The sequence below is a fragment of the Pseudoalteromonas ardens genome (genome assembly GCF_030125445.1).
GTDB classification, from domain to species: domain Bacteria; phylum Pseudomonadota; class Gammaproteobacteria; order Enterobacterales; family Alteromonadaceae; genus Pseudoalteromonas; species Pseudoalteromonas ardens.
This window is the reverse complement of record NZ_JASJUV010000007.1, coordinates 65123-78677: the sequence shown is the minus strand read 5'-3', so window position 1 is coordinate 78677 and position 13555 is coordinate 65123. Positions and strand designations below refer to the sequence as shown.

Below are 13555 nucleotides of genomic sequence, written 5' to 3'. Positions count from 1 at the left end.
TTAAAGTCCTCGCAAAGCTTGTTGTAAAACATAAACACGGAATAGGAAAATCGGGTTACCGAGCACATAGCGGTTAAACTTGGCTTTGGGCTCCTGGATAAGGCGCCAAACCCATTCAAGGCCCAGCTCTCTCATCCACATAGGGGCACGCGCTATATTGCCGGAGAAAAAATCGAATAAGCCGCCGACCGCCAGCGCACACTGCGCCTGGAGTTTATGTTTATTGTTATCTATCCAGAGTTCCTGGCGAGGCGAGCCCAAGGCGACCAGTACAATGTCGGCGCCACTTTGATTGATACAGTCGACAACCTGTTCATCATCATCGAAGTAACCGTGGTGCGCACCCGCGATACGCAACCCCGGGTATTGTTGACTCAAGTTAGCAGCGGCTTTGTGTGCAACACCGGGCTGCGCACCAAGTAAAAACAGAGAACGCTGATTTTCAGCAGCAGCCTGACAAAGCCCGGGCAGCATGTCGGTGCCATTGTTGTTGTCGGCCAGGTTCATGCCCGCTTTTCGGGCCGCGATCCGCATACCCGACCCATCGATAAAGTTCCGGTCACTGTTTTGCAGTACCTGATAGAGCTGTGCGTTACCAGCCGATAAATTGACCGAGTTAACATTGATGTAGTAAGCCGACTGGCACCCTTGTGTATCTGTTTCCGCCGAGCCTTTTACGACCCAATCCACTGCAACCTGCATACGTGTGTTGCTAAACGGAATGCCAAACAATTCACTGCTCGACGGGGTACTTGCCGATTTGCGATACAAACCCAGACACAAGAGCACCTTAAATACTAATAGAATATCGGCAAACAAAGACTGGTTGTGCTGCGCATGGAGCAACGCGAGCGGCTTATCCACACTGAGCCCGGTCAGGCTATGTAACCAGAGACAATCGAATAGTCCAGGCTGACCGCAGGGAGAGTGTAAACGCGCCACCCGGGGCATGCTCACACCGTCACGTAGCAGCGGGTTACCGACAAACCGAATACGACCACTCACAACATTTAACAGCGCTGCGCTGCGCTTGAATATGCCGACCTGCCAGCCGAGCAACGACACAGGCTGAGCACTCACGTCTATCCAGGTCTGGCGTCTCAGTGGCGCTTTAAAACAAATTAGCGCAGCCAGAGAATTGAGACAGAACAACGGCACTAAAACGATAACTAACAGCAATGCAGCGCTGACTCTGAGTGCTTTGCGTGCACCTGACTCACTTGCGTGTGATGAGTGTGTGGTTAAGTAAGTAGACATCGCTTCCTCCGCTGTTCAGTTGATTACATCGAATAGATAGCGAGGACCATGCCAAAATTTAAACCACTGATTTAGATTGAATTTTAGATTTTCTGGGGGTTTTATTCTCAGCTAAATTGCATTGCATTTTGAGAATTTTCTTATTTTGAAAAGCGTCGATGTGACGCTTATAAGGAGGAAAAATAACCCGGATACAAAGTCTGGATCTGACTCAGCGCCGCAGGAATGCGCAGCTGCACCACGGCGAGCTTATCCGCTTGCTCGTCCGGGCGGGACAGACTATGCCCGAGCAACAAACGTGAACATTTGAAAATCAATGTATGGAAACATTTATCCACTATTGAGCACTTCAGTGGTCCGTAATTAAAGTGACGAATGTAGTCATCCAGGTGTGGCTCACAGGTGTTATTCCAGCGCCGCTCCAGCTCGCCGACGCCCTCGCAATCCTGTGCATAATGGATCACATGGCCATTTTCTCCCCAGCCAATTCCCCGGGATTCGGGCACCGGCTCGGTCATCGCAGCTATCAGTGTATCCAGCCACTCAATTGCCTGTGGGCAATTGCGCATCAGCATCACGCCTGAGTTAAACGCACCACTGTAACCCCGAGCCAGAAAAAGGAACTTATCGGCGTCATCCAGTTTATCCAGTGCCGGGCACGCAGGCTGAATACAGGCATCCGCATCAACAAACATCACCTGTTTATAACCCACCTGTAACGCCGCTTTCAACAAAAACAACTTCAGCCAGCAGCACTCAGCGCCCAGTCGATTCAACCAGGGTCGTGTGACCACCACATAATCATACCCCATGCGCCTGGCATAGTGACGTTGACTGTTCAGATAACGTCGGTAGCGCCACTGATACCCATTCAATGCCACGCTAAATATCAAAGTGTCTGTTTGAGACGATTGCATACCGACCTCCTTTATCTTCCATCTCTCATGAAGCAAGTATTGCACCGTTTATAGAAAACACCGCATAGACTGGCTTTTCATGCTCTCGGTTAATCGCTGTCGGTCAGCATTTTTTTGTTTGCAAAGCGCAATGCAGTGCAATTTGCAAAAAACCCCGACACCACAGAACGAAAAACCACAACCAACTGATAAATAACAACTAAATTTTTGGCACACTTCATGAAATATCCAGTACAGAAGTACAAGATTGAATTTAACTGGAGCGAATATGATGAAACTGCTTAACCCACTCTACCCTCTGATGACCTGTGGACTGTTGTCTTTTGCAGCCGCAGCGGTTGAACAGATAGATGGCCAATATGTTTGGCAATTCCAGTCTGGTGAGGCCTGGCCTTCAGGCTACAACCAGTCTACCGGCAAGCCCGACTCGATGATTTATGCACGTGAAGAGTATAGCCGCGAATTTTTTCAGCGCATTCAAAATGCACTGCCCGAAGCACGGATCAATGAGGCCTTCATTACAGGTGACGAAGGCTCAACCATTCATCTGGTTGAAGACGCCGAAGTGTTTGTAACATTTATCCACGAAGGCGCGGGCTACAAAAACTCCTTTGGTTACTTTACCTTCGACCCGGAGAATCCGCCACAATCACCTGAAGAGGTGCAGGAGACCATCGTCTTTCCAAACCTCAGCTACCCACATCTGACCAATGGCCACCGGGTCAGTATTGGCGAGTTTCCGGCAGGCACCAGCATTGGCTTCTTTATTGCGGCAAACGGGTTTTGGTATTACACCGGCGTAAAACCATTTCAGATCCCTTATTACTATTCATTGTCTGATCTCAACCCGGAAAGTAACGAGACCTTGCGTCAGCACTGCGTGTTATTGCTGGATGAAGAGCAGCAGGAAGTGGTCATCGGTTTCGAAGACTTACCCCGCACCTGGGGAGACAACGACTTTAATGATGCGGTATTCAGCGTAAAAAGCTCCCCCGCGACTGCCATATCTGCCCTCAACCTGACGGTTATGCCGGAGCAGAACGATAGCGATGCCGATGGCATTGAAGATGAGCTGGATGAATTCCCCAACGATTTTGACCGGGCCTACAGCCAGTATTATCCGAGCGCAGAAGGGGTCACGACACTCGCATTCGAAGATAACTGGCCAGCACGCGGCGACCATGACATGAATGACCTGGTTGTTAAACAACGCATTCGCTTTACCTACAATGCAGATAATCAAATCAGCGGTTTCATCATCAATGGTTGGATCACGGCACGCGGTGCAGCTTACCAGAATGGTTTCGGTCTGCGTCTGATGAACAGTAACCCGGCACTGATTAAACAAGCCACACTCATGGTTGACGGTCAAAGCTATGACAAAACGGCAGAAGACGGACAAACCAACGCCGTGTTGTCTTTGTGGAGCAATACCCATGTCTTCACCACCACAGGTCAGTCTGGCCAGTGCCAGCACTTTAATACGGTGATGACCTGCGATTACTTTGAACCTGTACCATACACCTTCGATGTCAGCTTTGAACAAAGCCTGGATGCACTGAGCATTAACGATTTCGATTTCTTCCTGTACAGAACCCAAGATCGTTCACTGGAAATCCACATGGCAGATTTCCCGCCAACAGACAAGTTTGATGCAAACCGCTTTGGCACAGCCGATGATACCTCAGATGCACAAGCGGGCCGCTACTTCAGAACAGCCGAAAACCTACCCTGGGCCTTAATGATCAGTAATGACTGGCACTACCCCAGAGAATATCTCGACGTAATCTGGGCGTATCCTGCCTACGAAACCTGGGTGGAAAGCAATGGCGAGCAGGCTCAGGACTGGTTTATGACCAACGAACGCACCACCCACACTTTCAGCGCACACTAAGAGGATATAACCATGAATACATTAACTAAATTTTCGGCTTTAACCTTGGTTTGTTTCACTTTAAGTGGCTGCGGAGGCGGTGGTGGTGAAGGTGGCTCAACGGGCACCTCAACCAGCAGCAGTAATACGGCCACAGCACCGGCAAATAACACCAGCACACCTGCGTCAACCCAGACTACACAGAGTCAAAATCAGACGCAGAACGACGGCGCAGCAACACCAGTCGAGCCGACAGAGCCTGCACCAAGTTATGAGCCGGACCCGACATTGCTGGACAGCCAGGCTGAAACCTCTAACGACTTGCATGTCAAAGCGGATTTTAACTTCAGTACCAGTAAAACAGTGACCTTAGATCTGGGTGGCCAGGATGTGCTGGGAGACAGTCTGGCCAATAAGATGGTGAAAGTCTATGCCATGCATGAGGTGGTTGAAAGCTATGAGGACGAGGCGATGGCCGACAAAGCCCTGCTGGCAACGGCGCGCTTTAACAGTGCCGGACAGATCACCATGACACTGGATATTCCGGTCAATTACAAAACCCTGCTGATCAGCGTAGACGGTATGTTACAGAGCAATCATTTGCTCACCGAGCTGAATATGCAGGCCACCACAGTGGCACATCAGTTCAATTAAACTATGATAGTTCCTCGCAAAACCGCCTGCACCTCTCTCATCGCAGGCGGTTTTATTGATCACCATAAACTCCAGTATATAAATGCTTCAAATTGTCTAAGACTGTGTAATACTTCTATTAACACGCGTTAACTCAGGCAGGATTACATGGAACCGGTTACTAACATTACCTTGCTGTTCGTCGATGACGAACCCCTTATTCTACGCTCCCTCACCCGCGCGCTTAAGAACGAGCCTTACACAGTGTTCACCGCGTCAAGTGGAGAAGAAGGCCTGGCCTTGTTAGAACAACACCCTATCGACGTCGTTGTCTCAGATAAAATGATGCCCAATATGTCTGGTATTGAGTTTCTGGCTCAGGTCGCCGAGCGCTTTCCGGACACCATTCGCATGATGCTTACCGCCTTCACCGAAGTGGAAGACCTTATTGATGCCATTAACCAGGGAAAGGTATGGGGCTATATGCAAAAGCCCTTCGACATCGGCAATATCAAACTCACACTCGAGCAGGCCGTTCAGACCAAAATGTTGGTCGCTGAACGGAATATGTTGCGGGCCAGCCTGCAGCGCTATCATAGCTCAATCAAGTCGCAGTTTTATCGTTTTGTTGGGGGCTCTATTGCCATGCAAATGGTGTATAAAGCCATCGAAAAAGCCGGTCCCAGTCAGGCCAATGTATTTATCACCGGGCCCAGTGGGACGGGTAAAGAGCTGGCCGCCGATGCCATTCACCGCGCCAGTACACGCAAAGATAAGCCGCTGGTGTGTATTAACTGTGCGGCGATCCCCAGTGAACTGATGGAATCAGAAATCTTTGGTCACATCAAAGGCGCATTCTCAGGGGCAGTCACGAACCGCGATGGCGCAGCCACACAAGCCGACGGCGGCACCCTGTTTTTAGATGAAATCGGCGAAATGGACATGAACCTGCAGGCTAAGATCTTACGCTTTGTCCAGTCAGGTACTTTCCAGAAGGTCGGCAGCGGCAAAGAAGAAAAGGTCGATGTGCGTTTTATCTGTGCGACCAACCGCGAACCGCATCAGGCCATTGCCGACCAGCGGTTACGTGAAGACCTGTTTTACCGTCTGAACGTCATTGCCATTGATTTGCCCGCATTGCATGAACGAGATCACGATGCCTTGCAAATTGCGCAGCACTTTTTGAGCAAGTTCAGTGAAATCGAAAACAAAGTCTTTGTTGGTTTTTCAGCTGCCGCCGAACAACTCATCGTAAATTATGACTGGCCGGGTAATGTACGTCAGCTCGAAAACCTGATCCACAGCTGTGTGGTGATGTCCGATGGTCCCCTCATCACCGAAGACACGTTACAAATGCAGCTTAAGCTCAAGCCGAGCGATGCCCAGGCCTTGCTCAATGGCCAATCTGGTAGCGCTTCTGCAACTCAGAGTACACCAATGCCGCAACCGGTAGCAGTGCAGGAAAATGGCTATGCTGCCCCTCAGCCACCAGATGTCCCTTCTGCCAATCAGATTTGTTCACTCGCCGAGGTTGAGCGTATCGCCATAGAAAAAGCCATTGCAGCATGCGATGACAATGTGGTGAAAGCAGCCAGTTTACTCGAAGTCAGCCCCTCAACACTGTATCGCAAAATACAGCAATGGGGAGACAATAAAACCGGCGCCTGATCCCCTCAGGCACGCTGTCTATGCAGATTGCAAATTGCAAAATCGCCATTGCAAAATGCGATCTGCACTCCTCCTGGGTGACTAAATTTGTTCAGTCTATCGCCTTCGAACTGGGCGTCACCATCTCAACCAAGCTGTTAAAACCATATAAAACAAACGATTAAAATCAATTCTCAGTTTATTTTTTGTACTCACCCGTCTTGGTACGAATTTTGGTTAGTAAAGGTATCTGATAAAAAAGAGCGCGATACCATGACTCACTCATCCAGCACAATGCGGACCCTGCTCAGCAACACTTCGTACCTGATTGGTGCAGAAGTGGTTGCCAAGGCTTCGCGGCTGATCAGCATCATGGCCATGGCAGCCTGCTTGTCTGCGACCGAATATGGTACAGCCATGCTTGCGCTGACACTGCATGAAGTGCTGAGACTACTGCTTCGCTCAGGCGCGGGGGCACAGGTGATCCGTGCCAGCGATGATGAATTGCCCGCATTTTTAAAAAATGGTTTATTACTTCAGTGGCTGCTTTGTGGCGCTTTGTGTGTGGTGCAAATACTTGTTGCACTGGCGAGTACCTGGATATTTCCTGGCCAGGACATGACGCACCTGGTCGCCCTGATGGCCCTGACTTACCTGGTCTTCCCATTAGTGTGTAACCAAGTCTTTCTGATGCAACGCCGAAATCAGATGGGTTTGTTTGGCCTGATCAGCAGCGTCTGTATCATCACCGAAAACCTCGCCCTGGCCGCTGCACTTTATCTTGATGCAGGCCTGTTGGCCGTCGTGATTGGTAAATGGGCATTTACGATACTTTGGCTTGGCTGCTTTGCCTTCATACAGTCTTCGCCCCTGGCTGGCGCGTACAGTCGGGCCGTTTTTTCCCGGTTACTGCGGGCATCAACACAACTGGCTGGCAGCGAGATCCTGCGCTCACTGCGTGTCAATATGGATATGTTTGTGGCAGCTCGCCTGCTAACTCCAGAGCTGTTCGGTTTATATAGTTTTGCTAAAAGTGTGGGCGTCGGGCTGGCGATATCCGTGGCTCAAGCCTACACCACCGCGCTCTACCCGTTTATCTGCAAACTTAAAAATGCAGGCAGCTTCGAGCGCAGACATCGTCACCTGTTGCTGGCCATCACGGCCGCAGTCTCGGTCATTTTCATTGTTCAGGCGTTACTGGTGCCCTGGTATGTGCCGGTGTTATTCAACGACAACTGGCAAGGCAGCTTTACCACCAGTGCACTGTTGTGCCTGATAGCGACAGCGACTGTGTGGGTAGATAGCTACGCAGTGATGCTTCGCGCCAACGGTCGTTATGCGCGAGAGTGCCAGCTCAACGCTTCTTGTTTACTGATTTCTCTGGCAGGGCTGTTAATGATACAGCCAGGTCAACCCGTTTTACTTGCTGCTGTTTTGGTCAGTTGCAGTGCTTTGTGGCTGCTCTTCCCGGCGGCAGACATTGCGCTGAAACGCTGTCACGTCAGCGCAGCAAAATCTTCCTCATGATTCGGAGCCCATTATGACTAACTATGTAATTAACTCAAAACCCGTTGTCAGTATCATCATCCCTATGTACAACGTTGAAAAGTATATCGATAAATGTATCTGCTCGGTCCTTAACCAGACCTATCAAAATTTTGAGGTGATCTGTGTTGATGATGGCTGCAGTGACAACACACTCAGCTATCTGAGAGACTATAAAGATCATCGCATCAACATCATTCGTCAGCAAAATCGCGGCTTATCCGGGGCCCGTAATACCGGGATCCGTAATGCACGAGGCGTTTATATCGCCTTGCTGGATGCCGACGATTATTGGGCGGTTGATAAGCTCGAAAAACACATTGCTCATTTAAATCGGAACCCTCAGGTTGACGTCAGCTACTGTCCTTCGCTATTTGTTGATGATGACAACAAGCAACTGGGCATTGGCCAGTTTCCCAAGTTGAACAATATAGATGCCAAGACCATTTTTTGTCGTAACCCCGTTGGCAATGGCTCTGCACCGGTGATCCGTGCCTCAGCGTTGGAAAAAGTGGCGTTTCACGATGATACTCGCAGCTGGAGACAGTACTTTGATGAAAACCTGAGACAGTCTGAAGACATTGAGATGTGGCTGCGCCTGGCACTATACACTCAGGCCACCTTCGCCGGGATCCCTGAGCCGCTGACTTATTATCGCGTCAATGCCAGCGGCCTGTCGGCCAACTTGCAAAAGCAATATCAGAGCTGGGAAACCGCGGTCAATAAGCATCGCCGCAGTCATGCGCAGTTTTTCAGGCAGTGTGGATCGCTTGCACGTGCTTACCAGCTCAGATACCTGAGTCGTCGTGCCGTACAATCGCGCAACACATCAGCTGCACTGAAGCTGATACATCAGGCGTTATTCACCGATATTCGTATTCTGTTCGAAGAGCCTGGTCGCACAGCACTCACCTGGTGTTGTGCCCTGACCAGTTTATTACCGAAATCGCTGTACGATCGCGCAGAAAAACTGGCGATGCGCACTGTGGGCCAGTCGAATAAACACCCAGCGGGCTAACCCTTCGCTCCCGGGCCTGCGATCATCAGTGTGTTGTAATGATACGCTGATACTGCACCTCGCTCCTAAGGCCCTTAAGCCAGCTTTTGCTGGCTTCTTTTCATTTTGAAACTGCTTTGCAAAATACAAAAAGCCACCTAAAAAACTCGCCTCAAAAAACCTTAAGCAATTGATTATTATAAACTTTAAAAGTTGGCTCAAATTATGCTCTTCTCTTGATAAGACCACTTAGAGAGACAGACCTCCAAGGAGCACATTATGAGACCAGCCACTTCAATCACAGCCCTGATGACCCGCACTTGTGCGCTCGTACTGTGTGTGCTTGGTTCAGGATGCACACTCAGCCCGGACTATAATGACGAGGACTTTTATGGCATGCCACATGCGGTTGGCACGCAATTCGGTCAGTCGAACTCTGTGTTTGCCTCTCGCCTTACTTGCACCGATGCGGACAACTTTGCAGCCGCAGCAAATTATCGCATCGATCAGCCTATTCCGCTTGCCGCACCCGGTCTGAATCCTTATGAGTCCAGTCACCGTGGGGTATTCGGCGCTGCTCCACTGAGCCCGGGAGACCTGATCCAGGTCAAAATGGAATACGGTGAGGGCTTCAACGGTGACTATGTACTGGACAGCTCTGGCGCACTGACTCTGCCCGTTATCGAACCCATTTATGCTGCAGGCCTGACTACTAAAGCGCTGGCACAAAAAGTTGAATTGGCACTGATCCGGGCCAAAATTTTCCGAGCTCAAACACTAGATGTCACCGTAAAAGTAAAAACCTGGGCGGCCATTGAAGTCCCGGTGTCTGGCGCAGTGTTTTCACCGGGCCGGGTCACCATCAATGCAAAATTACCTGAGCAACTATTAGATCAGCAAGTCGCCGCGTCAGGCGATCACTCTAAGCAACGTCTGCTGTCTGAAGCAATACGTGCAGCTGCCGGGGTGCGTCCTGATGCCAAGCTGGACCAAGTGATTTTGGTACGTCAGGGCTGGCGCATTGAAGCAGATTTGACCGGCATCATGACCGGACAGCCCGTGTCAGACCACGTACTCATTGCCGGCGATCAGGTCATTGTACCGAGCACCGGGTGTTTTCAGCCAAATCTGGTGAAACCGTCGCAGATCACGCCAAAAGGGTTTAGGGTCTTTATGTCTAACCTGATTGACTCATCAATGAGTAACGCCAATGCAGCAATCGGTCGTTTTTCCAGTAACCTGCCATATGGCACCCGGTTATTGCAGGCCGCGATTTCAGCGAACTGTGTGGGCGGTAAAGAATACACCAATGCACCACGTCGCGTCGTGCTGGTCAGCAACCACCCATTGACAGGGCAAACCCAGGTCGTCGAGCGCTCCGTGGAAGAGCTGATGCGGATGTCTTATCGCGACCATGTTAATCCTTATGTCATGCCGAATGATGCGATAGCCTGCTATGATTCAGATATCACTAACTTGCGTGATATCGCAAAGACGCTACTCGATATTGTGGCACCCTTCTCTTTGTTGAGTAAGGAGGACTCATGAACACGCAACTTCAAGTAACCACACCGTACTCACGGTTCAGGGCGGCGGTTTACCGCACCCTGCACAAACCTTATCTGGTGACCTGCCTGGTCAGCTATGCTGTGATTTTGCTGCTGGTTTTCGCTTACCTGCAACAACCTGCAAAATATCGCAGCGACCTGGACATGGTGTTACCTGGCACAGGCGCAAACAGTAATGTATCGCTGGATGAAGTTGGCCAGGTGGTGTCATCCACCAGCGCACCGTTTGGCAAGGGATATAATCCCAGAGTAAATTACAAAGAAATGCTGATGAGCAAAAACCTGCTGGAGAATGCAGCCAAGTCTATGGGCATGTCAGCCAAAGCATTTGGCCGTCCCAAAGTGCGTCTGACTGAGCAAACCTCAATCCTGAAAATAGAGATCACCGGGGCCAGCCCGCGTATCGCCGAGAAGAAAGCCTGGGCTTTATACAACGCATTACAGGACCAGCTTGATCACCTGCGTGCTGATGAAGTTCAGCGCCGTGATGCCAGCATCAAGTCAGTATTAGATCAGTACAGAGAGCGACTTAATCTTACCCGCAGCAACATTACTGACTTTCAGCAACGCTCTTTGCTGATCAGCCGGGATCAGCTAGACCAGCAAATGCGTACGTTGTCCAATTTGAAAGAACAGGTTGCCATCGTCAAAGCCGAAATCGGCCGTGCTGAGTATTTTGTCGGCCAGCTCAGTGTCGATTTAGGCGTATCCCCTTCTATGGCGGGTCAGGCCTTTGTCCTGCAATCTGATGGTGAGTTCAGAGCCTATTTGTCTGAACTGGATAAAAGTGCAGCTCAGTTAAGCGAATATCGCTCTCGCTGGGACGATGGTCATCCCATGGTAAAAGCGGAGTTGGCGCGTTTTGAGCAGTCAAAACTGGCGCTCAGAACCCGCTCGGAAGGTCTGGTCGGGATCAATGCAGCCCATGCGTTTCACACCACAGATCTGGCGTCTAACCCGAATCGCGCGCAACTGTTTGCTGATCTGATCAGTGCGTTTGCCGCCAAAAAAGGCTCTGAAGCAAAATTGATTGAGCTGGAAAATGAAGTGCAGTTACTCAATGAAAAGCTCAAAGTGTACGCCAGAGAAGCAGCCGAGCTGGAGCGTCTGGAACGTGAGTTTGATTTGGCAAAAGCGGTGTTCACCTCCGCAGTGGCACGCCTCGAAGCCGGTAAAGCGGATATTTTTGCATCGTATCCGGTGATCCAGCTGATGTCTCCACCGTCATTGCCTGTGAACTCGTTCTCACCGAAAAAGTCCATTGCCATTGCCGCAGCACTGGCCGCGATGATCTTCTTATCAATGGGCGTGTTAATGATCAACAAACGTCGGGTGATCATTTCCGCTGTGATGAAACAGCCAGACTAGTCGGAGGCAAGCATGCTATTCACCGCCTATTTACCCTTCAAGGACAAGCGCTTTATCAGCACAGAAGAAAAATTGGTCTGGGCGGGTCTGGTGCTTACCTACCCCACTTTTATGCTGGGCATGCTGTATGTGATGGGCTCCATCATCGGCTGGTTGATTTTTATGGTGGTCTTAATGCGCTGCTATCTGGACCTGCGTGCTAAGCCTCGCCCACTGTCACCGATGATCTGGATGTGGATCATCGCCATGTTATTGATGCTCGTGGCTTTGCTGGTCGCACACAGCGAATGGTCTTTGGGCACCGGACAAACTATTAAGTCCACCATTGGCTGGATGAAGGGCTGGGCACTGCTGGCTATTTTTCCTGTCATTGCGGCACTTGCAAAGATCCGCAAAGAAGTGGTGATCCGCGGGGTCTGTATTGTCGCTATTCACACGCTGATCTTCTCTTTTATTTCAGTGGCATTTTATGTCGTCAAATTACCAGGTGATATTTTCCTGTCGCCATTGAAGGTCATAGGCGGACCAGGGGAGAGTTTTTTCATGGTCAGCTTTTACGGCATTAACCCCGAGACAGGCGCCGGCCGCTGGCGCTTCTTTACACCCTGGGCACCGGCTGCTGGATTTATGGCCTGCATCTACTTGGTCTTTTGTCTGCAAGAAACAAACAGCCGCATTCGTCGCTGGGCCATTGCTGGCTGCTGGGCCATGCTATTGTTATCGCAATCCCGCGCTGGCATCGCCATTTTCATAATGCTGTTTCCTCTGGTGCTGTTCAGCGATAAGTTTAAAGAACCCTGGATGCTGCTGCTACTTGGGATTACCGTCCCCATCATATTGCTACTTGGTGAACCCATCTACAATTCAATCATGGATTCTTACGAAGCCGTGAAACAACAGCGCCCGGGCTCTACCAGAGTACGAAAAGCGCTGGCCAACATTGCCATTCAACGCTGGCAGGCAGAAGCACCTATCTGGGGCCATGGCATTGTTGAGCGCGGGCCCAAAATGGTGGAATTTATGCCGATTGGCTCGCACCACAGCTGGTATGGGCTGTTATTTGTCAAAGGTATGGTTGGCGCGGTTGCATTGGCTGTCCCTATGCTGGTTTCGAGTGTCTATTTACTGTGGGCGTCGCAAGATTCAAAAACAGCGCAGACTGCGCTGTGTCTGATGGCGGTGTTGGTCTGCTACAGCTTCTTTGAGAATTTGGAGATCCTGTCGTATCTCTACTGGCCTGCCCTGTTGTGGTTTGGTTTTGCATTTAGCAACAAACGCTCATCAATGGCAATGTAACGGGTGGCCGCGCGTTTCAGCGAGTTAGCAGTGAGCTGAGGCACGCCGTACACTTCGACCTCACAGTTATGACGGCTGCGAATACGCTCGGCGAGTAAGTCAAAATCACCATCCCCGGTCAGCAACACCACCACATCACAATGTGGCGCACACTCCATGGCATCCAGAGTGATCCCCACATCCCAGTCACATTTGGCCGAGCCATCAGCGCGCTGAATATAGGGTTTTTGTTTAACCTCAAAGCCGATGGCTCTGAGAATATTCTGAAACTGTTGCTGCTTAGGCGCATTAGGCTCACTGGAATAGGCCAAAGCACGATACAAAGTGCGGTCTTTTAGTACCGTCTCCCAGAAGCCATTATAATCAAAGCTTCTGCCATAGGCCTGTCTGGTGGTGTAGTAGATGTTCTGGACATCGACCAGAATGGCGATTTTTTTCATGGTGTTACGGACCT

The 13555-nt window shown here is 50.4% G+C and carries 11 protein-coding genes; 8 read left to right on the top strand and 3 right to left on the bottom strand.

Annotated features, from left to right (window positions below; genetic code table 11):
- Positions 1–1257 carry a WecB/TagA/CpsF family glycosyltransferase gene (locus tag QNM19_RS18925; protein ID WP_049863813.1) on the bottom strand — a complete coding sequence of 419 codons (1257 nt, stop codon included), beginning with the start codon at positions 1255–1257 and terminating at the stop codon, positions 1–3.
- Between the two features lie 167 nt (positions 1258–1424).
- Positions 1425–2174: a hypothetical protein gene (locus QNM19_RS18920; protein ID WP_049863812.1), complete on the bottom strand. Its 750-nt coding sequence runs from the start codon at positions 2172–2174 to the stop codon at positions 1425–1427.
- Between the two features lie 268 nt (positions 2175–2442).
- On the opposite strand from QNM19_RS18920, the gene QNM19_RS18915 reads away from it, so the two are divergent.
- The 8 genes from QNM19_RS18915 to QNM19_RS18880 all read left to right on the top strand — a co-directional run bounded on the left by QNM19_RS18915 (position 2443) and on the right by QNM19_RS18880 (position 13101).
- Positions 2443–4068 (top strand): LruC domain-containing protein, encoded by a 1626-nt coding sequence (locus tag QNM19_RS18915; protein ID WP_284027088.1) that lies wholly within the window; start codon positions 2443–2445, stop codon positions 4066–4068.
- Between the two features lie 12 nt (positions 4069–4080).
- Complete coding sequence (locus QNM19_RS18910) at positions 4081–4701, top strand: hypothetical protein (protein ID WP_049863811.1); 621 nt, start codon at positions 4081–4083, stop codon at positions 4699–4701.
- Between the two features lie 147 nt (positions 4702–4848).
- Positions 4849–6348, top strand: coding sequence for a sigma-54-dependent transcriptional regulator (locus QNM19_RS18905; protein WP_049863810.1), 1500 nt, complete (start codon positions 4849–4851; stop codon positions 6346–6348).
- 252 nt (positions 6349–6600) lie between these two features.
- A complete protein-coding gene (locus tag QNM19_RS18900; RefSeq protein ID WP_082225375.1) occupies positions 6601–7854 on the top strand; it encodes a lipopolysaccharide biosynthesis protein in 1254 nt (417 codons plus the stop codon).
- Between the two features lie 13 nt (positions 7855–7867).
- Positions 7868–8890: a glycosyltransferase family 2 protein gene (locus QNM19_RS18895; RefSeq protein WP_049863808.1), complete on the top strand. Its 1023-nt coding sequence runs from the start codon at positions 7868–7870 to the stop codon at positions 8888–8890.
- A gap of 258 nt (positions 8891–9148) precedes the next feature.
- Positions 9149–10417, top strand: coding sequence for a polysaccharide biosynthesis/export family protein (locus QNM19_RS18890; RefSeq protein ID WP_049863807.1), 1269 nt, complete (start codon positions 9149–9151; stop codon positions 10415–10417).
- Positions 10414–11805, top strand: coding sequence for a GumC family protein (locus QNM19_RS18885; RefSeq protein ID WP_049863806.1), 1392 nt, complete (start codon positions 10414–10416; stop codon positions 11803–11805). Before QNM19_RS18890 ends, QNM19_RS18885 begins: the two co-directional genes overlap by 4 nt.
- 12 nt (positions 11806–11817) lie before the next feature.
- A complete protein-coding gene (locus QNM19_RS18880) occupies positions 11818–13101 on the top strand; it encodes an O-antigen ligase family protein (protein WP_049863805.1) in 1284 nt (427 codons plus the stop codon).
- On the opposite strand, the gene QNM19_RS18875 is transcribed toward QNM19_RS18880, so the two are convergent.
- Complete coding sequence (locus tag QNM19_RS18875) at positions 13035–13541, bottom strand: LabA-like NYN domain-containing protein (RefSeq protein WP_010384104.1); 507 nt, start codon at positions 13539–13541, stop codon at positions 13035–13037. The genes QNM19_RS18880 and QNM19_RS18875 overlap by 67 nt on opposite strands.
- Positions 13542–13555: the final 14 nt, after the last annotated feature.

Bases quoted from the DNA above. Each gene is read 5' to 3' on its own strand.
- QNM19_RS18885 (WP_049863806.1), top strand. From the start codon at position 10,414: ATGAACACGCAACTTCAAGTAACCACACCGTACTCACGGTTCAGGGCG.
- QNM19_RS18895 (WP_049863808.1), top strand. From the start codon at position 7,868: ATGACTAACTATGTAATTAACTCAAAACCCGTTGTCAGTATCATCATC.
- QNM19_RS18900 (WP_082225375.1), top strand. From the start codon at position 6,601: ATGACTCACTCATCCAGCACAATGCGGACCCTGCTCAGCAACACTTCG.
- QNM19_RS18880 (WP_049863805.1), top strand. From the start codon at position 11,818: ATGCTATTCACCGCCTATTTACCCTTCAAGGACAAGCGCTTTATCAGC.
- QNM19_RS18925 (WP_049863813.1), bottom strand. From the start codon at position 1,257: ATGTCTACTTACTTAACCACACACTCATCACACGCAAGTGAGTCAGGT.
- QNM19_RS18910 (WP_049863811.1), top strand. From the start codon at position 4,081: ATGAATACATTAACTAAATTTTCGGCTTTAACCTTGGTTTGTTTCACT.
- QNM19_RS18915 (WP_284027088.1), top strand. From the start codon at position 2,443: ATGATGAAACTGCTTAACCCACTCTACCCTCTGATGACCTGTGGACTG.
- QNM19_RS18890 (WP_049863807.1), top strand. From the start codon at position 9,149: ATGAGACCAGCCACTTCAATCACAGCCCTGATGACCCGCACTTGTGCG.
- QNM19_RS18875 (WP_010384104.1), bottom strand. From the start codon at position 13,541: ATGAAAAAAATCGCCATTCTGGTCGATGTCCAGAACATCTACTACACC.
- QNM19_RS18920 (WP_049863812.1), bottom strand. From the start codon at position 2,174: ATGCAATCGTCTCAAACAGACACTTTGATATTTAGCGTGGCATTGAAT.
- QNM19_RS18905 (WP_049863810.1), top strand. From the start codon at position 4,849: ATGGAACCGGTTACTAACATTACCTTGCTGTTCGTCGATGACGAACCC.